Raw genomic sequence first — 18,660 nt, forward strand, 5'->3', positions numbered from 1 at the left:
CCGATCCGTCGAGGAGAGTTCCGTGCCCGCCGAACCGACACCCGCGCTCCTCCCGAAGGCGGCGTCCTGGCTGCGCCGCCGCTCCTGGAGCGCGGCCGACCGCCCGGTGGGCGCCCTGCTGGCGGCCAAGCAGGCGGCGGGTCGGGCCGGCACCGTCAGCGTGGTGCTGCCCGCCCTGGACGAGGAGGCCACCGTCGGCGACATCGTCCGCACCGTGCGCCGCGAGCTGATGGAACGCCTGCCCCTCGTCGACGAACTCGTCGTCGTCGACTCCGGCTCCGTCGACGGCACCGCCGCCGCGGCCGCCGAGGCCGGCGCCCGGGTCGTCCACCGCGACGACATCCTGCCCCGGCTGCCCGCCTCCCCCGGCAAGGGCGAGGTGCTCTGGCGCTCGCTGCTGGTCACCAGCGGCGAGATCGTCTGCTTCGTCGACGCCGACCTGCGCTCCTTCGACCCCGCCTTCGTCTCCGGCATCATCGGCCCGCTGCTCACCGAGCCGGACATCCAGCTGGTCAAGGCCATGTACGACCGGCCGCTCGAAGTGACGAACGGCTCCGGCTCCGGCGACGCCGCCGTGGTCCCCTCCGGCGGCGGACGGGTCACCGAGCTGGTCGCCCGCCCCCTGCTCAACCTGCACTGGCCGGAACTCGCCGGTTTCGTCCAGCCGCTCGGCGGCGAGTACGCGGCCCGCCGCTCGCTGCTCGAACGGCTGCCGTTCCCCACCGGCTACGGCGTCGAGCTCGGCCTCCTGGTGGACGCCCTGGAGCTCGCCGGCCTGGACGCCCTCGCCCAGGTGGACGTCGGCGTACGCCACCACCGCCACCAGGACAGCCAGGCACTCGGCCGGATGGCCGCCACCATCTACCGCACCGCCCTGGAACGCCTGGACCGGACCCACCGGTTGAAGGCCTCCGCCGACCTGGTCCACCCGCTGCTCACCCAGTTCACCCGGGACCCGCGCACCGCGGCCGGGCCCCCGGCCGGCGGCGCCGCCATCTTCACCCCGCACACCCATGCGATCACGGCGGAGGAACGGCCCCCGATGCACACCGTCCCGGAGTACGCCGCCCACCACGGCCACCAGGCCTGACGCCGGACGGGGGTTTGCCGACCCGGGCCCACGGCAACGTACCAACCATGGGCGATCTCACGACCGAACGTTCGAGTGCGACCGGTTCCGCCACCGTACTGGTGGCCTCCAACCGGGGACCGGTGTCATTCAGTACCGCGGCCGACGGCACCCTGACCCTGCGCCGGGGCGGCGGCGGGCTGGTGTCCGGACTCTCCGCGATCGACGACCCGCATGCCGTCTGGGTCTGCGCGGCGCTCGGCGACGCCGACCGCCGGGCCGCCCGGGAGGCCCCCGACGGCCGCCTCGACCGGGCCGGCCACGACGTCGGCGGACAGGCCGTCCGGATGCTGGACATAGACCCGGAGACCTTCGCGGCCGCCTACAACGGCGTCGCCAACTCCACCCTCTGGTTCGTCCACCACCTGCTCTACGCCACCCCGACGGCCCCCTCCTTCGGCGCGGAGTTCCGCTCCGAATGGCAGTCCTACCGCGCCTACAACGCCGCCTTCGCCGAGGCCCTCGCCGCCGAGGCCGCGCCCGGGGCCGCGGTACTGATCCAGGACTACCACCTCTCGCTGGCCCCGGCCCTGCTCCGGACCGCCCGCCCCGACCTGCGCATCGGCCACTTCTCGCACACCCCGTGGGCCCCGCCCGAGTACTTCCGGCTGCTGCCGGACGACGTCGCCGAGAGCGTCCTCACCGGCATCCTCGGCGCCGACCGGGCCGCCTTCCTCACCCGCCGCTGGGCCCTCGCCTTCGCCGACTGCTGCGCGGACGTCCTCGGCGCGGACATCGACCGCGAGGCCCTCACCGTGACGCACGCGGGCCGCACCACCCGGCTCGGCGTGCACGCCCTCGGGGCCGACGCCGACTTCCTGCGCGAGCGGTCCCACCGCCCGGACGTCGACGAGCGGCTCGCCACCCTGCGCGAGGCGGTCGGCGGGCGGCGCACCGTCGTCCGGGTCGACCGCACCGAGCTGAGCAAGAACATCGTCCGCGGCTTCCAGGCCTACCGGCACCTGCTCCGCACCCGCCCCGAGTGGCTGGACAGCGTGGTGCACATCGCCTTCGCCTACCCCTCGCGCACCGACCTCGCCGAGTACCGCGCCTACACCGCCGAGGTCGAGCGGATCGCCGCCGAGATCAACGCGGAGTTCGGCACCGCCGACTGGCAGCCGCTGATCCTGCATGTCAACGACGACTTCCCGCGCTCCCTCGCGGCCTACCGGCTGGCCGACGTCGCCCTGGTGAACCCGATCCGCGACGGCATGAACCTGGTCGCCAAGGAGGTCCCGGTGGTCTCCGACCGCGGCTGCGCCCTGGTGCTCTCCCGCGAGGCCGGCGCCCACGCGGAGCTGGCCGACGACGCCCTGTGCGTCAACCCGTACGACGTCATCGCCACGGCGGAGGCCCTGCACACGGCGCTCACCATGCCCGAGGACGAGCGCGCCGACCGCACCAAGCGCCTCGCCGCCGCCTCGACGGCGCTGCCGCCGCAGCAGTGGTTCCTCGACCAGCTGACGGCGCTGGACTGACCGCCGCCGCGCCGGCCGGCGGCTCGACCGCCGGCCGGCACGGCCGGCCCTAGGAGCCCTGGGCCCGGTCCCCGAGCGCCGCTCCCAGCGCCGTCAGCAGCCCCACCACGCCGGCCGGGCCGGCGACCACCAGGTCCGCCCGGTCGGCGAGCTCCCGCACCGGCGCGTCGCCGTCGACCGTGCCGCTGCACACCAGCAGGCCGGCCAGCCCCTCGCCGCGCAGCTTCTCCACGGCCGCGAAGGCCGCCACGTCCCCCAGGTCGTCCCCCGCGTAGAGCACCGCCCGGGCGCCCCGCTCGCGCAGGAACCCGGTCAGCGCGGCGCCCTTGTCCACCCCCGGCGGCCGCAGCTCCAGCACCAGCCGGCCCGGCTCCACCACCAGCCCGTGCTCGGCGGCCAGCGCCTCCACCGGGGCGCGCAGCAGCTCGAACGCCTCCTCCGGCGCCTCCGTCCGCCGGGTGTGGACGGCCAGCGAGCGCCCCTTGTCCTCCACCCACGTCCCGGCCGGCGCTCCGACCCGCGCCAGTACGCCGTCCAGCGCGGCCCGCGCCCGTGCCACTCCCGGGTGCGCCGGCGGCGCAGTCAGCTCGCCGCCCTCCCAGCGCTCGGCCCCGTAGTGCCCGAGCACCACCACGCCGTCGACGTCGCCGAACCCGCCGTACTCCACCGCCAGGGCGGCCGGCCGGCCGGTCACCACCACGATCGCGCCGACCCGGGGCGCCAGCTCCGCCAGCGCGCCCGCCGCTCCCGGATGCGCCCGCGCCCGGCTCGGATCCGCCACGATCGGCGCCAGCGTGCCGTCGAAGTCGAGCGCCACCACCGCCTCCCGGGGCGCCCGGAGGATCGCCTCCAGCCCCGCCCGTCCGGCCTCGTTCCCCGGCTCCGCCATCTCCTCAAGACCCATGTCCTCAAGACCCATGTCCGGAACCTACCCAGCCTTCCGGGCCCGACCCGCCTCCGGACCCGGGAACGCCCCGGTGGCCCGAGCGGCCCGCGACCACCCGGGCTACCGGGCCGCGCGCCGTGCCTCCCGCACCCGCCGCAGCCGGTTCACCAGCACCGGCGCGTGCGCCAGCGCCGCCGGCCGGTCCAGCAGGGCGTTCAGCAGCTGGTAGTAGCGCGTGCTGGAGAGCCCCAGCTCCTCGCGGATCGCCCGCTCCTTGGCCCCGGCCGTCCGCCACTGCCGCCCTTCGAGCTCCAGCACCGCCGTGTCCCGCTCGTCGAGCCCGTCCGTCCCCGCACCCATCCGCGACCCACCTCCGTCCAGCACTACGGAGTGTCATTCTCCCCCGGCGAGGCGACACACCTTGCGCCCCCGCCGGCGTCCCCGCCCGGGCTAGCGTCACCCCATGACGCCCAGCTTCGCCGTGCACATCCCGACCGCCGAGCTCGAACCCGACCCGCTCGACCCGGCCCAGATCGTCTCCGGCACCCCCGAGGTCTCCGGCCGCGTGCTCTCCGAGTCCCCCGACGGCCGCCAGCTGCGCGGCATCTGGCAGATCACCCCCGGCGTGGTCACCGACGTCGAGGCCGACGAGATGTTCGTGGTGCTCAGCGGCCGGGCCACCGTCGAGATCGACGGCGGCCCGACCCTGGAGGTCGGTCCGGGCGACTGCGCCGTCCTGCGGGCCGGCGACCGCACCACGTGGACGGTCCACGAGACCCTCCGCAAGGCCTACGCCATCACCCTCTGACGTCCGCACCCGCCGCCCGGCCCGGGATCCGTCACTTGCGGACCCGGGCCGCCTCCTTCACCGCGGACTCCTGGAGCCCCTCCAGCACCTGCTTGGCGTCGCCCGTCACGGCGCCGCCGATCCCCGCCTTGATCCGGTTGCTGACGTCCGCCCAGGCCGGGTCCCCGAAGGGGTAGAAGCTCGCGTTGGTCAGGCCGGCCGCGAACTGCTTGAGGTCCTCGTGCCTCCCGTCCTTGGTCACCGCGGTGAAGGCGTCCTGGGTGACCGGCAGCAGGTTGTACGTCTCGTCGAACTTGAGCTGGTTGTCCTTGGCGTACACGAAGCTGAGGAACTTGCGGATCTCGTTGCGGTGCCCGTTCGCCTTGAACGCCATCATCCAGTCGGCCACCCCGAGGCTGCCGGTCTTCGCCAGCCCGTCCTTCTTCGGGATCGGCGCCGTGCCGAAGTCGATCTTGCCCTTGGCCGCCATCCGCAGCAGCGTCGGGTGCCCGTTGAGCATCGCGACCTTCCCGGCCGCGAAGTCGGTGAACATCGGCGTGCGGTTGGTCTTCCCGGGATCGGGGTTGGTCAGCTTGGTGTCGACCAGGTTGGTGCGCAGCCAGGTGAAGGTGGCCTGGTTCTCCGTGCTGTCGATGGTGTAGTTGCCGACGTCGTCGGAGAGGCTGCCGCCACCGCTCAGCGTCCACAGCATCGACTCGGCCGGGGCCTCCTCGGGGCCGAGCGGCAGCCCGTACGGCGTGACCCCCGGCACCTTGGCCTTGATCTTCTCGGCGGCCTGCCGGAGCTCGTTCCAGGTGGCCGGCGGCTGGGTGATCCCGGCCTTCTGGAAGACCGCCTTGTTGTAGAACAGCACCCGGGAGGAGGAGACGAACGGGATGCCGTACTGCGTCCCGAGCACCTGGCCGGCGTGCGCGAACGACTCCATGATGTTGGCCTGGGTCTCCAGCGAGAGGACGTCACCCGCCGGGTACAGCCGGTTCGCCACCGCCTGGTCGGCGAAGCCGCCGGTCTGCAGCAGGTCGGGCGACTTGCCGGCGGCCACCAGGTCGTCGACCCGCTTGCCGATGTCGGTCCAGCTCGTCACCTCGACGTCGATCCGGATGTCCGGGTTGGCGGCCTCGAAGCGGCGGGCGACGTCGTCCCAGTACAGCTTGGAGCTGGTGGCCGCGTCCTCGCCGTAGTCGGCCGCCACGAGCTTGAGGGTGACGGTCTTGTCGTCCTGGCCGCCGCAGCCGGTGAGCAGCAGCGCTCCGGCCAGCGCGGTGCCGAGCAGCCGGGTGGGGGCCTGGGCGCGCCTGATCAACGCGGGTACCGCCTTCGGGGGGTGAAAGGAAGCGGGGGGCCGGAGGGGGGAATCCGGCGGAGGGGAGGCGGCAACCCTGCCAAATGCGGTGCACAGTGGTCCACACCTGTGGGCCGTCACCGCCGGGTAGTTATCGAAGTGCGGAGGTCATTGCACGATGCGCAATGAATCCGCGTGAAAACCGCCCTCTCCGGGCGGGCGCAAAGTGCCGCACACCACATGGTTCTGCGACAAAGCTCACCTACTTTGGACCAGACCAATCCGACAACTGGACTAGACCTCTCCGACCCAGCCAAGGGAAACTGTCCTCCGTGAAGCACGTCATCGCACTCGATGTAGGCGGCACCGGCATGAAGGCCGCGCTGCTCGCCCAGGACGGCTCCGTGCTGTTCGAGGCACGCCGACCGACCGGGCGGGAGCACGGCACTGATGCCGTCGTCGCCGCCATCCTCGACTTCGCCGCCGACCTGGCGGACGAAGGTCGCAGCCGCTTCGGCGTCGCCCCGCTGGCGGCGGGCGTCGCCGTCCCGGGGACGATCGACGAGAAGAACGGCATCGCGGTCTTCTCCGCCAACCTCGGCTGGCGGGACCTCCCGATGCGCGAACTGCTGGGCGCGCGCCTGGCCGGGGCGGGCGGCACCGCGATGCCGGTCGCGCTCGGCCACGACGTGCGCTCCGGCGGGCTCGCCGAGGGCCGCCTCGGCGCCGGGCGGGGTGTGGAGCGCTTCCTGTTCGTCGCGCTGGGCACCGGGATCGCCGGCGCCATCGGCATCGGCGGCCGGATCGAGGCCGGCGCCCACGGCTACGGCGGCGAGATCGGCCACGTCGTGGTCCGCCCGGGCGGGCCGCGGTGCGGCTGCGGCGCCCGGGGCTGCCTGGAGACCCTAGCCTCCGCCTCCGCCGTCTCCCGGGCCTGGGCCGCGGCCAGCGGGGACCCCGACGCCGACGCGGCATCCTGCGCCGTCGCGGTGGACGCCGGGGACCCCCGCGCGGTCGCGGTCTGGCAGCACGCGGTGGACGCCCTCGCCGACGGCATCGTGCTCGCCCAGAGCCTGCTCGACCCGTCCACGGTGATCGTCGGCGGCGGCCTCGCCGAGGCCGGCGACACCCTCTTCACGCCCCTGCGCGCGGCGGTTTCCGAGCGGCTGACCTTCCAGATGCCCCCCGAGGTCGTACCCGCCATGCTCAAAGACACCGCCGCGTCCCTGGGCGCCGGCCTGCTCGCCTGGGATCTGCTCTCCATGGAGGTGACCGCGTGACCACCGCGCGAATCGAATCGGCGGCCCGGCCCGCGGGCATCGCCCTGGCCGGCGCCCGGCTGGTCCTGCCGGGCGGTGTCGTCGAGGGCGACCGGCTCACGGTCGAGGGCGACCGGATCGCCGGCATCACGGGCGGCGCGGCGCGGCCGGGCGATCTCGACCTGACCGGGTACACCGTCGTCCCCGGCTTCGTGGACCTGCACGTCCACGGCGGCGGCGGCGCCTCCTACGCCTCCGGGATCGCCGAGGAGGCCCTGCGGGCCGCCCGCGTCCACCTCGAACACGGCACCACCACCACGGTCGCCTCCACCGTCACCGGCGAGATCGACGAGGTCGCCCGCCAGGCCGGCGTGCTGTCCGAACTCGTCGAGGACGGTGTCCTGGCGGGCATCCACTTCGAGGGCCCGTTCATCTCCCACAACCGCTGCGGCGCGCACCGCCCCGACCTGCTGCGCGACCCGGACCCGGCGCTGGTCCGCAAGCTCGTCGACGCGGCCCGCGGCCACGCCAAGATGGTCACCCTCGCCCCCGAGCTGCCCGGCGGCCTGGAGTCGGTGCGGATGCTCGCCGACCTCGGCGTGATCGCCGCCGTCGGCCACACCGACTCGGACTACGCCAAGACCCTCGAAGCCGTTGACGCCGGCGCCACCGTCGCGACCCACCTGTTCAACGCCATGCCCGGCATCGCCCACCGCGCCCCGGGCCCGATCGTGGCGCTGCTGGAGGACGAGCGGGTCACCGTCGAGCTGATCAACGACGGCGTGCACCTGCACCCGTCCGTCCTCGACCTCGCCTACCGCACGGCCGGCGCCTCCCGGGTCGCGCTGATCACCGACGCCATGGGCGCCGCCGGGATGGGCGACGGCCTCTACCCCCTCGGCCCGCTCCAGGTCGAGGTCAAGGACGGCGTCGCGCGGCTGGTCGAGGGCGGCGCGATCGCCGGCTCGACGCTCACCCTGGACGTCGCGTTCAAGCGCTCCGTCACCGTCAACGGCCTCTCCCTGGCCGAGACCGTCGAATCGCTCAGCACCGTCCCGGCCCGCCTGCTCGGTCTCGCCGACTCGACCGGCTCGCTGGCGGCCGGCAAGAACGCCGACCTCGTCGTCCTCGACTCCGACGGCTACGGCCTCGTCGCCGTCATGCGCCGGGGCGAGTGGATCACCGGCGGCGACACCTTCGCCGCCGTGCGGCCCGCCTGACACCGGACGCGCGACGGCCGCCCGCTCCCCCTCGGGAACGGGCGGCCGTTTCGCGTCCGCGCGCCGGTCAGCCGCCGTACGGCTCGACGGTCAGCTGGTCGATCAGCACCGGGCCGCCGCTCGGGTTCATGATGGCGACGGTGTTCGAGCCCGCCTGGAACTGCGGGAGTATGAACGTGGTGTACCAGGAGGACGCCGGGTCCTTGCCGGGCGAGTAGTTCTTGAGCGACAGCCCGCTCGGCCAGTCCTTGCCGTTGACCGCGGCCGAGGCCTTCACGTCGCTGCCCGCGTTGTTGAAGTGCACGGTCAGCTTGTACGTGCCGGCCGTGGCGATGTCGCCGGTCCAGCTCACGGTCGCACCCGGCTGGAGGGTCAGGTAGCTGCCGTCCGCCGACTTGGCGCCCTTGACGGTGTTGCCGGACGGGGCGTTCTGGCCCTGCAGCTGGCCCGCGTCGACGGTGGCCGGACCCGAGGTGGCGGTGGCGCCGGGCGAGGCCGTGCCGGAGGCGGACGGGCCCGCGGTGGTGGCGCTCGGGGCCGGCGGGGCCGTGGTCTGGGTGCCGCTCTTTCCGCTCTTGCCGCCGTCCGGATCTCCGGTGGAGAGCGCTATGCCCGCGCCGATCGCGATGGCCGCGACCACCGCCACCGCGCCGATCACCGCGCCCTTGCTCCTCCCGCTGCTCGCCCGCTCCTCACCCGGCTGCGGCCGGGAGCGCTCGGCGTACCGGGTCTGCTGGGTGGGCGCGTCGCCGCCGTACTCCAGGTGCTGCGCGGGCTGGTGCGGCACTGGCGGCTGGTGCTGCGTGGGCGCACCGCCGTACTCGGCCTGCTGCGGCGGGTACGGCTGCCCCTGCGGGTAGCCCTGCTGCGGCGGGTACGGCTGCTGGCGCTGCTGCCCGTACTGCGCACGGCCGACCTCCATCGGCCGGTTGTACGACGTACGGGGTACGCCCTGCTGCGGCTCGGCCGGCTGCGCGGCGCCGCCGCCGGCCGGACGGTAGAGGTAGCCGAAGGGATCGTCGTCCTGGGGGGCACCGCCCTCCGGGCCCTCGGGCACTCCGTTGCTGCCGGCGGTCGTCACGGTGGTCAACTCCCCATCGCGGTGGCGCCGCCGGACTTCCCTGCCGTCGGCGCACGTGGTGGTCGCTCGTACCCGGGAACCCTACCTGCCGCAGCCGATCCGCCGAAAAGACCCCTTGACAACCTGCGAGTAGCTTTCACCTCACCGCCACGGGACACCGGGCGCCCGGGCCGCCGTCCGGGCCTAACCCGCCCGGCGGTGGGAGCGTTCGCCCCGGGCCCCGCGCACCGCGCCGCCCCGGGCCCGCTTCTCGTCGTACATCCGCTCGTCGGCGGTGTGCAGCACCTCCTCGATGCTCATCCCGCAGCCGGCCCAGCCGACGCCGAGGCTGACCCCGACCCGCATCCCGCGGCCGTCGATCCGCATCGGCGGGATGATCGCGTTGCGCAGCCGGTGGGCGAGGTCCTTGGCCTCCTCGCGGCCGATGCCGTCGGCCAGCACCACGAACTCGTCGCCGCCGAGGCGCGCCACCGTGTCGCCCTCCCGGACGGCCTGGCTCAGCCGGCGGGCGACCTCGACCAGCACCGCGTCGCCCGCGTTGTGGCCGAACCGGTCGTTGATCGACTTGAAGCCGTCGAGGTCGCAGAAGAGCACCGCGAGCCCCTTGTCCGCCGCGGCCGCGCCGCCCGACCGGAACGGGCCCGACCAGACGTCCCCGCCCGGGCCGTGGTCGGCGGGGACCACCGCGTGCTCGTGCTCGCCGTAGCCGGCGGCCGCCACCGGGTAACCGTCGGGCAGCCCGTAGCCGTGCGTCCCGCCGGTCCGCGGGTCGGCCCCGTCCAGCCCCTCGTAGGCGGCGTGCGCGCTGTAGGAGTCGACGGCGTAGCCGCCGTACGCCGGCGAGTACGCCCCCTCGCCGTGTCCGGCCGGGTGTCCGGCGACGGCGCCGACCGTCTGCGGTTCGTTGCAGAGCCGCCGACCCAGCCGGGCCTTCAGCTCGGCACCGTTCGGCAGTCCGGTGAGCGCGTCGTGGCTGGCCCGGTGGGCGAGCTGGAGCTCGTGGCGCTTGCGGTCCTCGATGTCCTCGACGTGGGTGAGCAGGAAGCTCGGGCCCTCGGCCGCGTCCGCGACGATCGAGTTGCGCAGGCACACCCACTGGTATCCGCCGTCCCGGCGGGACAGCCGCAGCTCGGCCCGGCCGCTCTCGGCACTGGTGCGCTCCAGCAGGGCCCGGTCGTCGGGGTGGACGAGGTCGGCGAAGCTCTGCTGGCGCAGCACCGCGCGGGGGCGGCCGAGCAGTCGACAGAGCGCGTCGTTGACCCTGGTCAGCTGGCCGCGCCCGGCGCCGTGCAGCTCGGTGATGGCCATCCCGCTGGGCGCGTACTCGAAGGCCTGGCGGAAGCTCTCCTCGCTGGCCCGCAGGGCCTGCTGCTCCTTCTCCAGGCGGGCCAGCGCGCGCTGCATCTCGGCCCGCAGCCGGGCGTTGCCGATCGCGATGGAGGCCTGCAGCGAGAACATCTCCAGCGCCTCGCGGGTCCAGGCCCCGGGTCGCTTGCCGCTGCGCGGGCGGTCCACCGAGAGCACGCCGAGCAGGTCGCCGCCGGCGCTGTACATCGGGGCGAGCAGCCCGTCCGCGGGGTGCCAGTCGTTGGCGTAGACGGGCATCGGGCCGTCACCGATCCAGCGCGGGATGTCGCTGGCCACGGCCCAGCCGCGGTCGTAGGGCAGGAATCGCAGGGTGCCCCAGTGGTCGCTGACGCCGAGCAGCCGGTCCCAGGACTCGCGCGAGCCGACCTGGCCGAGCAGGACGGAGGGGCCGCCCATGGCGCTCTCCTCCAGCTCCCAGACGGCCGCCACCACGAGGTCGCCGTCCGGACGGACCAGGCTGACCGCCGCGGCGTCGAATCCGAGCCCGTGGACCGCACCCTCGACCACAGCCTGCAGCGTGCCCGCCAGGCTGCGGGCAGCGTTGAGGTCCGCCACGACCCGGTGCAAGGTGCGGAGGGTCGCGAGGCGGACGTACGGCTCCGACTCGGCTTCCATGCGGGGGCTCCCCGGCTGCTTCGGATAGTTCTTGAATGGTTATCGTCCGATTGCCAGAAGAACTGAATCACAGGGAGCACAGCGTTCGGCACGCTCGGTCAGCAATAGGCCACCACTTGTGACTTAAATCACACGACACTTATGCGCCCTTAATCAGCTCATCCGCCCCATAACGGGACATAAGGCTTTATAGGAACATTTCTGGTGGTCGGCCGCATTGCCCGTGCACTGAAGCCGCCTGCCGCCCGGCAGTCCCTCCACTTCACCCCTGAGGGTGAGCCTCGGCGCGGAACGTAACCTCTGCGCCGATGGTCCTACGACCACGGCCCGATGCCCTTTCGCGCGGCCGCCGACTACCGTGCGGTACGTGTACTCGGCTCCGCAGCCCGAAGCTGCCTCCCAAGCGACGCCCGACGAGTTCCGGGCGGCCCTCTCCCAGCTCGCCTCCGGCGTGAGCCTGGTGACCGTCCACGACCCGGAGGACGGCGAGGACGTCGGCATGACCGCCACGTCCTTCCTCTCCGTCTCGCTGGAACCGCCGCTGGTGCTGATCTCCGTCCGCGAGGACTCCCGGATGGACGAGGTGCTCTCCCGCGCCGACACCTGGGCGGTCTCCCTGCTCGCCGAGGAGCAGAAGGCGCTCGGCTCCCGGTTCGCCATGAAGGGCCGGCTCAGCGACCGGCTGCTGTTCGCCGACGCCCCGCACCACCGGGGCCGGCGCAGCGGAGCGCCGCTGATCGACGGCGCGCTGGCCACCGTGGAGTGCCGCACCGAGCGGCGGATAGCCGCCGGCGACCACACCCTGCTGCTCGGCCGCGTCCTGGAGGCCGCGGTACCGAACGCCGGCGGCCGCCCGCTGCTCTACTTCCACGGCGGCTACCGGCAGCTCGGCTGACCGCGGCCGACGCGCTACTCGCCCTTCGGCGAGCGCCGGCCCTGCTTCAGCTCGGCGCGGTGCCGCTTGTTGGTCAGCCGCCGCTCCACCATGCCCCGGCTGGGCTTCGTCGCCCGGCGGGCCTTCGGCGGCGGTGCGGTGGCCTCCCCCAGCAGGGACGCCAGCCGGGCCGCGGCGACCTCGCGGTTGCGCCACTGCGAGCGGTGCTCCGACGCGCGCACCACGAGCACCCGCCCGTCCACCAGCCGCCCGGCCAGCCGCTCCAGGGCGCGCTGCTTCCACACCTCGGGCAGCGCCGCGGAGGCGGCCAGGTCGTAGCGCAGCTCGACCTGGGTGTCGGAGGTGTTGACGTGCTGGCCACCGGGGCCGGAGGAACGGGAGAAGCGCCAGACGAGCTCGGCGTCGGGGACGACCACCGATCCCCGGACGCGAATGGGCTCGGGCATGCGCCCATCATCCCGTGCCCCACGCCCCCGGTCACGCGGTTATCCGGTCACCCGGTTATCCGGGACCGCCCGCAGCCCCGACAATGGCGTACGTGATCGAGCTCGGCTACTCCCTCTCCAACCGCTTCCCCGACCCCCCGCAGACCGACTACCGCAGCGCCTCGGTGCACGCCCTGCGGTACGACCTCTTCTGCGGCGACGTCTACCTGGACGCCGACGGCTCGGAACTCTCCACCGCCTGGGGCTGGGTGCCGGTGCTGGACTTCGCCTGGGCGCTCTGCGACATCGTCGAGGAGCTGGACCGGGACCCGGACGGCGGCCGCGCCGCCCGGGTGCAGGCCTGCGACCTCGACTTCACCCAGAACACCGAGCTGCTGCGGTTCGCCCGCCGGTTCAACTGGGTCGAGGTGAGCGCCACCTGGCTGCCGGACGAGGCGCCCGCGGTGATCCGCCACGGCGACCTGCGCCGCGAGGCCCGGGATTTCCTCCAGGACACGCTGGCCGATCTCTTCGACATGCACCCCGAGCTGGCCGACAATCCGAACATCTGGTCACTTCAGGGCCGCTTCCGCCGAATCTGAGCGAGCTCGGCCCCGGCCATTGCCCACCGGTCATCCGCTCCGAAGAATGTGTGCCGCGCGGCGTGGAACCAAGTCCACGGTCTCCCGCGTTATCCCGGCAAAGCAACGAAGGGACAGCAAACACCATGCCAGTGAGCCTCTCCAAGGGTGGCAACGTCTCGCTGACCAAGGAGGCCCCCGGCCTGTCCGCGGTCACCGTCGGTCTCGGCTGGGACGTCCGGACCACGACGGGCGCCGAGTTCGACCTCGACGCCAGCGCGATCGTGCTGAACGCCGACGGCAAGGTGCTGTCCAACAGCCACTTCGTCTTCTTCAACAACACCAGCACCCCGGACAGCACCGTCGTCCACACCGGTGACAACCGCACCGGCGAGGGCGCCGGCGACGACGAGGCGATCAACGTCAACCTCGCCGGCCTGCCGGCCGAGGCCGTCAAGATCACCTTCCCGGTCTCGATCTACGACGCGGTCGCCCGCTCGCAGAACTTCGGCCAGGTCCGCAACGCCTACATCCGCGTGATCAACGCGGCCGGCGGTGCCGAGATCGCCCGCTACGACCTCTCCGAGGACGCCGCCACCGAGACCGCCATGATCTTCGGCGAGCTCTACCGCAACGGTGCCGAGTGGAAGTTCCGCGCCGTCGGCCAGGGCTACGCCTCCGGCCTCGCGGGCATCGCCCAGGACTTCGGCGTCCAGCTCTGACGCCACGCTGAAGCGCCCGGCCTCCGTCTCGGCGGCCGGGCGCTTCGCCGTTCCCGCGCCGCGCACCACCCCGGAGGTGCGGCCACGAACGCCCCGGCGCGCCGCCCGGGCTGGGTCAGCGGGAGGCGCGCAGCTCCGGGAGCTGGAGCAGCTCGGTCTCCTCGTCCGGGGTCAGGTCCACCACGGTCGGCTCGACGCCCTCCGGCTCGGCGTCCTGGTCCGCGTCGGCCGGTACGGCCTCGGCCTGCCCGGCCTCGGGGTCGGCCGGCTCGACCGAGGGCCGCACCCGGTCCGGGAGGGCGGCCGGCGGCACGGCCCTGACCGCGGCCACCGCCTCGTCGCCCACCACGTCCGCCAGGTCGGCGCGCTCGCCCAGCTCGGCGACGCCGCCCAGGGCCGGCGCCGGGGCCGCCGGACGGCCGGCCGCTCCCGAGCGGCCGAAGAAGCTGAAGCCCTGCCCCCGGGCCTGCTGCGGGCGCGGGCGCTGCCGCTCGGCCGCCACCACGGGAGCGCTGGGCGTCCCGCCCAGCTGGCCCACCGTCGCCGTCAGCGCGGGCCGCGGCGCGGGCGCCGGAGCGACGGCTGCCGGGGCGGCCGCCGCGGGCACCGAGGCGGCCGGGGTGGGGACGGCCGGAGCCACCGGAGCCGGCACCGGACGGGCGGGCGCCACCGGCGCGGACGCCGGGACGGTCGCCGGCGCGGTGCGGGCCCGCAGCGCGACCTCCGCACCGGCCGTGCGCTCACGCTGGGCGTCCCGGGCTGCCGCCTGCCGCTGCAGCTGCCGCAGCACGGCCGCGGCGCGGACGAACGCGGCCGGACTGGCCGGGTACTTGGGGCGGGCGGCCGCGAGGGCCCGCTGGGCCGCCTCGGCCTCCTTGAGCGCCTGCTCGGCGACCGCCACGGCGCGCTCGCGCAGCAGCCTGGCGATCTCCGTCTCGGCCTTGGCCAGCCGCGACTTCTCGGCCGTCAGCCGCCGCCCGAAGCGGGTGGCCCGCTCCTCGGCGACCTCCGCCGCGTACTCGGCCTCGGCGAGCTGCTCCTCGAAGCGCTCCTCGGCCCGGAGCCGCTGCGCGACGGACACCTCGGCGGCCGCCCGGGCGGCCCGGTCGCGCTGGCGCAGCAGCACGGCGATCCCGAGCGAGGCCAGCACGGCGGCGACGCCCACCGAGCGGACCAGGACGGTGTCCTGACTGAAGAGCAGCGCGGCCACCGCGGCGACGATGAGCACGCCGGCGGCGGTGGGAGGAAGGATCCGGCCGAGGACGGAGGAATGACGGTGGCGTCCGCGAGACATGCCAAGAAACTAGCGTGCGAATTGGGGCCGTGTCAGCCCAGGGTCCGCTTTGGCCCTTGACACTGCGCAAGCTTTACCGCTTGTACCCGGGCCCTCACCCAAGATCACCGAAGCGGGTCCGCTCAGCGGTGCGAGGTCGCCGCCGGCCCGCTCGGGTCGTCGTGGTCCTCCGGCAGCTTGCACACGTGCTGCAGCCAGAGCGCCGCCGCGATCACCGCCACCCCGGCCAGCACCGCGAAGCCGGCCGTGACGGCCTGGTCCTGGCGGGCCTGCACGTCCAGTTCGCCGAGCAGGTAGACGCCCGCGCCCGCGTAGATGCCGGTGACCACCGACGAGACCAGCGCGCTCGCCTGCGCCAGCACCACCGCCCGGGCGGCGCCCAGCGGGTCGACGCCCTTCGCCCCGGGCTGGCGCTCGCGCGCCGCCTTCAGCCGGGAGCGCAGCGAGATCGCCGTGGCGAGCAGGATCACCGCCACCGCGGCCAGCACCACCGGAGCCGCACCCGGCACCGCGGGCAGGGTGTCCAGGGAGGCCCACAGCTTGGCACCGGCCCAGGACAGCGCCGTGGTCGCGGCGGTGATGCCGACCAGCAGACGGAGGCGAAGCAGCTTCACTCGGACGTGGTCCTTCCCGGGGTTGCGGTGTCGGGCGGCCGCCCCCGGGCCCGGCCCTGCTCCCCCCGGCCGACGGCTGGGAGGCGCCCCGACCCGGCGAAGGGGCGGGGCGGACGGTACGACGGCGCCAGGCCACCGTACCGGGCCCGGGTCGGCGGGCACCCGCGCGGATGGCGGACACCTACTCGTACGGCCGGGACCTCGTCCGAGTTCCCGGCCGTACGGGCCGGCTGGGCCTACTCCGGCAGGGTCAGCCCGATGTCCTCGCGCCGCCGGACGCCCTGGGCGTCGGCGCCGCCGAGCGCCTGGAGCAGCGCGGCGACCTGGCCGTGGCCGGGCACCTCGGCCTCCGGCTGGGCGTCCAGCCAGGGGGCGAGCACGAAGGCCCGCTCGTGCGAGCGCGGGTGCGGCAGCAGCAGCTGCGGGTCGTCGCTGGTGACGCCCTCGTAGGCCAGGATGTCGACGTCCAGCGTCCGCGGGCCCCAGCGCACGGTGCGGACCCGGCCGAAGGCGTCCTCGATCGCGTTGCCGCGCTCCAGCAGGTCGCGCGGGGGCAGGGTGGTGCGCAGCACCACCACCGCGTTGTAGTAGTTGGGCTGCTCGTCGGGGCCGCCGAGGGCCTCCGTCTCGTACACGCCGGAGACGGCCTTGATCTTGAGCCCGGGGGTGTCGGCGAGGGCGTCCACGGCGCCCTGGAGGGTGTCCAGGCGGTTGCCCAGGTTGGAGCCGAGGGCGATCACGGCGCAGCGCTGGCTGTGCAGCGTGGCGTCGGCCGAGTCCACCCGGTTCTCCAGGTCGAACGTGCTCGGCGAGGCGGTCGGGTCGCTGGTGCTCATCGGGCTTCCCCTACAACTGGAACGGGCTCTGCGGCTGGCACGGGGTACGCGGTGCGGGTCATGCGCGGCCCCGGTGGATGGTCACGGTCACGTCGTCGAACGGCACGGTGATCGGGGCGTCGGGCTTGTGCACGGTGACCTCGACCTCCTCGACCGCCTCGTGCGCCAGGCACTGGTCCGCGATGCGCTGCGCCAGGGTCTCGATCAGGTCGACCGGCTCGCCGGCGATGATCGCGGTGACCTCCTCGGCCACGACGCCGTAGTGCGCCGTGCGGGTGAGGTCGTCGCCGGACGCGGCGGGGCGGGTGTCCAGGTGGAGCACGAGGTCCACCACGAAGGTCTGGCCCTCGACGCGCTCGCGCTCGAAGACACCGTGGTGACCCCGGGCACGCAGGCCCCGCAGGGTGACGCGGTCCAGCAAACGAATCACTGCTCCCACTCGGACGGGCCCTGCCCCGGAAAGCGGGGGGAAGGCAGGGCGGAGGCGGACACGACGGCCGCCACTGCGTTTCGAATCTACCCGCGAGCGCCGACAACGCCTGACCGTCCTACCCGGCACGAACCGACGCCACGCGCGCCGGATCGGCGATTGACGTGAACGTTCGGTGGCTCTCCGGGAATTCCCGGGCCGCCTCCGGCGGGCATTTCCCCAGCGGGCCCCGGGTCAGTCCTCGTCCTCGTCGTCCCCGCTGGTCAGAACGGGTGAACCGTGGTGGGACCAGAGCTTCCAGCCCGCCGGGGTGCGGCGGAAGAGATTGGTCGAGACGACCTTTCCGCCGACCAGCGGGCCGAGTTCGCCCTCCTCCTCCGCCTCGCCGCCGGAAAGGATGTTCTCGGTGCACGTGACAAGGGCCACATCCCCCTGAACCTCGGCCTCGACGTCGGTCAGGATGAACTGGATGTACTCCGTGTTCGCCATGATCAACATGTAGGAGCGGGTCACCTGGGCCCGCCCGCGCAGCACCGGCCAGCCGGGGTGCACGCAGACCACGCCGCCCTTGTCGTCGGCCTCGTCGGCCCCCAGCCAGGCCTCCTCGACGGCCTCCAGATCGCCGTTCTCCAACGCCTCGTACAGCGCCCGGTTGGCCTCCAGTACGGCCTCCCGGTCCGCTTCCCGGGCGCGCTGACCCGCGGTCTCGCCGCTCACCTTGCCGTCACCTGCCACAGACCCTCCCGTTTCACCTGCCGCTCCGGCCCGCCGACGGGCCGGAGGGGTCCTGCCGGGCCGCCCGCTGCCAGGCGGCGACCACCCGGACGGCGTCCGCCGTGCCGGCCACGTCGTGCACCCGCACCGCCCAGGCCCCGGCCCCGGCCGACAGCACCGACACCGCGGCGGTCGCGTCGTCGCGCTCCCTGGCCGGGCGCAGTTCCCCGGTTTCCGGGTCGGCGAGCAGCGTACCCAGGAACCGCTTGCGCGATGCGGCGACGAGGACGGGACGGCCGAGCGCGGTGAGCGCCGGGAGCCCGCCGAGCAGGGCCCAGTTGTGCTCGGCGGTCTTGGCGAAGCCCAGGCCCGGGTCCAGGATCAGCTGCTCCTCCTTGACGCCGGCCGCCAGCAGCGCGTCCATCCGGGCCGTGAGCTCGCCGACCACGTCCGCGACCACGTCGCCGTAGACGGCCAGGCTGTCCATGTCGGCGGACTGCCCGCGCCAGTGCATCACCACGAAGGGCACGCCGGTCTCGGCCACCACCCGGGCCATCGCGGGGTCGGCCAGGCCGCCGGAGACGTCGTTGATGATCCGGGCACCGGCCGCGACGGCCCGCTCCGCGACGGAGGCGCGCATGGTGTCGACCGAGACGACCACCCCGGAGTCGGCCAGCTCGCGCACCACCGGCAGCACCCGGCCCAGCTCCTCCTCCTCGGGCACCCGCTGCGAGCCGGGGCGGGTGGACTCGCCGCCGACGTCCACCAGGTCCGCGCCGCGGGCCCGGAGCGCCAGGCCGTGGGCGATGGCCCGGGCGGGGTCGTGCCACATCCCGCCGTCCGAGAAGGAGTCGGGGGTCACATTGACCACGCCCATCACGGAGCAGCGGTCGAGCCGCGGCAGTCCGGCAGGCAGCGAGAAGGACAGCGAAGTGCTCATAACCCCATTATCAGTTCAAGTCCCCGCTCCCCCGGAGACGACCGGACCCCCGCCGGGTCTCCGACGGGGGTCCGGGGGCGGGC

At 74.1% G+C, this 18,660-nt stretch carries 20 protein-coding genes; 8 read left to right on the plus strand and 12 right to left on the minus strand.

Annotated elements, in window-relative coordinates; genetic code table 11:
* Nucleotides 1-22: 22 nt before the first annotated feature.
* Nucleotides 23-1,090 (plus strand): glucosyl-3-phosphoglycerate synthase, encoded by a 1,068-nt coding sequence (locus ABZ497_RS07045; RefSeq protein ID WP_329489146.1) that lies wholly within the window; start codon nt 23-25, stop codon nt 1,088-1,090.
* Nucleotides 1,091-1,137: 47 nt separating this feature from the next.
* Nucleotides 1,138-2,607, plus strand: coding sequence for a trehalose-6-phosphate synthase (locus ABZ497_RS07050; protein ID WP_359803824.1), 1,470 nt, complete (start codon nt 1,138-1,140; stop codon nt 2,605-2,607).
* 49 nt (nt 2,608-2,656) lie between these two features.
* Here the strand turns inward: ABZ497_RS07050 and otsB are convergent, their stop codons facing one another.
* Nucleotides 2,657-3,526: a trehalose-phosphatase gene (gene otsB / locus ABZ497_RS07055; protein ID WP_359803825.1), complete on the minus strand. Its 870-nt coding sequence runs from the start codon at nt 3,524-3,526 to the stop codon at nt 2,657-2,659.
* An 87-nt stretch (nt 3,527-3,613) separates the two neighbouring features.
* The gene (locus ABZ497_RS07060; RefSeq protein ID WP_329489143.1) at nt 3,614-3,853 is read right to left on the minus strand and encodes a DUF3263 domain-containing protein; all 240 of its coding nucleotides are present in this window, start codon (nt 3,851-3,853) and stop codon (nt 3,614-3,616) included.
* A 103-nt stretch (nt 3,854-3,956) separates the two neighbouring features.
* On the opposite strand from ABZ497_RS07060, the gene ABZ497_RS07065 reads away from it, so the two are divergent.
* The gene (locus ABZ497_RS07065) at nt 3,957-4,301 is read left to right on the plus strand and encodes a cupin domain-containing protein (RefSeq protein WP_329489142.1); all 345 of its coding nucleotides are present in this window, start codon (nt 3,957-3,959) and stop codon (nt 4,299-4,301) included.
* A gap of 31 nt (nt 4,302-4,332) precedes the next feature.
* On the opposite strand, the gene ABZ497_RS07070 is transcribed toward ABZ497_RS07065, so the two are convergent.
* The gene (locus ABZ497_RS07070) at nt 4,333-5,604 is read right to left on the minus strand and encodes an extracellular solute-binding protein (protein ID WP_329489141.1); all 1,272 of its coding nucleotides are present in this window, start codon (nt 5,602-5,604) and stop codon (nt 4,333-4,335) included.
* 311 nt (nt 5,605-5,915) lie between these two features.
* Here ABZ497_RS07070 and ABZ497_RS07075 point away from each other — a divergent pair, with 311 nt between their 5' ends.
* Nucleotides 5,916-6,863, plus strand: a complete 948-nt coding sequence (locus ABZ497_RS07075; protein ID WP_359803826.1) for an ROK family protein — start codon at nt 5,916-5,918, stop codon at nt 6,861-6,863.
* Nucleotides 6,860-8,062: an N-acetylglucosamine-6-phosphate deacetylase gene (gene nagA / locus ABZ497_RS07080; protein WP_359803827.1), complete on the plus strand. Its 1,203-nt coding sequence runs from the start codon at nt 6,860-6,862 to the stop codon at nt 8,060-8,062. Before ABZ497_RS07075 ends, nagA begins: the two co-directional genes overlap by 4 nt.
* Nucleotides 8,063-8,129: 67 nt before the next feature.
* Here the strand turns inward: nagA and ABZ497_RS07085 are convergent, their stop codons facing one another.
* Both ABZ497_RS07085 and ABZ497_RS07090 read right to left on the minus strand, forming a co-directional pair.
* On the minus strand, nt 8,130-9,152 hold the full coding sequence (locus tag ABZ497_RS07085) for a hypothetical protein (RefSeq protein WP_329489138.1): 1,023 nt from the start codon (nt 9,150-9,152) through the stop codon (nt 8,130-8,132).
* Between the two features lie 174 nt (nt 9,153-9,326).
* Nucleotides 9,327-11,126 carry a diguanylate cyclase gene (locus ABZ497_RS07090; RefSeq protein WP_359803828.1) on the minus strand — a complete coding sequence of 600 codons (1,800 nt, stop codon included), beginning with the start codon at nt 11,124-11,126 and terminating at the stop codon, nt 9,327-9,329.
* Nucleotides 11,127-11,493: 367 nt separating this feature from the next.
* On the opposite strand from ABZ497_RS07090, the gene ABZ497_RS07095 reads away from it, so the two are divergent.
* The gene (locus ABZ497_RS07095) at nt 11,494-12,021 is read left to right on the plus strand and encodes a flavin reductase family protein (protein ID WP_359803829.1); all 528 of its coding nucleotides are present in this window, start codon (nt 11,494-11,496) and stop codon (nt 12,019-12,021) included.
* 14 nt (nt 12,022-12,035) lie between these two features.
* On the opposite strand, the gene arfB is transcribed toward ABZ497_RS07095, so the two are convergent.
* Nucleotides 12,036-12,467 (minus strand): alternative ribosome rescue aminoacyl-tRNA hydrolase ArfB, encoded by a 432-nt coding sequence (gene arfB / locus ABZ497_RS07100; protein ID WP_329489135.1) that lies wholly within the window; start codon nt 12,465-12,467, stop codon nt 12,036-12,038.
* A 92-nt stretch (nt 12,468-12,559) separates the two neighbouring features.
* On the opposite strand from arfB, the gene ABZ497_RS07105 reads away from it, so the two are divergent.
* Nucleotides 12,560-13,048, plus strand: a complete 489-nt coding sequence (locus tag ABZ497_RS07105; protein WP_359803830.1) for a hypothetical protein — start codon at nt 12,560-12,562, stop codon at nt 13,046-13,048.
* A 125-nt stretch (nt 13,049-13,173) separates the two neighbouring features.
* Complete coding sequence (locus ABZ497_RS07110; protein WP_329489133.1) at nt 13,174-13,749, plus strand: TerD family protein; 576 nt, start codon at nt 13,174-13,176, stop codon at nt 13,747-13,749.
* A gap of 115 nt (nt 13,750-13,864) precedes the next feature.
* On the opposite strand, the gene ABZ497_RS07115 is transcribed toward ABZ497_RS07110, so the two are convergent.
* The 6 genes from ABZ497_RS07115 to folP form a co-directional block, all read right to left on the minus strand.
* Nucleotides 13,865-15,043: a hypothetical protein gene (locus ABZ497_RS07115; protein WP_359803831.1), complete on the minus strand. Its 1,179-nt coding sequence runs from the start codon at nt 15,041-15,043 to the stop codon at nt 13,865-13,867.
* Between the two features lie 122 nt (nt 15,044-15,165).
* The gene (locus tag ABZ497_RS07120; protein WP_359803832.1) at nt 15,166-15,657 is read right to left on the minus strand and encodes a DUF3180 domain-containing protein; all 492 of its coding nucleotides are present in this window, start codon (nt 15,655-15,657) and stop codon (nt 15,166-15,168) included.
* Nucleotides 15,658-15,893: 236 nt separating this feature from the next.
* A complete protein-coding gene (gene folK, locus ABZ497_RS07125; protein WP_329489129.1) occupies nt 15,894-16,493 on the minus strand; it encodes a 2-amino-4-hydroxy-6-hydroxymethyldihydropteridine diphosphokinase in 600 nt (199 codons plus the stop codon).
* Between the two features lie 58 nt (nt 16,494-16,551).
* Nucleotides 16,552-16,911: a dihydroneopterin aldolase gene (gene folB, locus ABZ497_RS07130; RefSeq protein WP_329492204.1), complete on the minus strand. Its 360-nt coding sequence runs from the start codon at nt 16,909-16,911 to the stop codon at nt 16,552-16,554.
* A 246-nt stretch (nt 16,912-17,157) separates the two neighbouring features.
* Complete coding sequence (locus ABZ497_RS07135; protein WP_329489128.1) at nt 17,158-17,640, minus strand: nuclear transport factor 2 family protein; 483 nt, start codon at nt 17,638-17,640, stop codon at nt 17,158-17,160.
* A gap of 31 nt (nt 17,641-17,671) precedes the next feature.
* Complete coding sequence (folP, locus tag ABZ497_RS07140; RefSeq protein ID WP_329489127.1) at nt 17,672-18,577, minus strand: dihydropteroate synthase; 906 nt, start codon at nt 18,575-18,577, stop codon at nt 17,672-17,674.
* Between the last annotated feature and the right edge of the window lie 83 nt (nt 18,578-18,660).

The sequence above is a fragment of the Kitasatospora sp. NPDC005751 genome (genome assembly GCF_040630835.1).
GTDB lineage: Bacteria > Actinomycetota > Actinomycetes > Streptomycetales > Streptomycetaceae > Kitasatospora.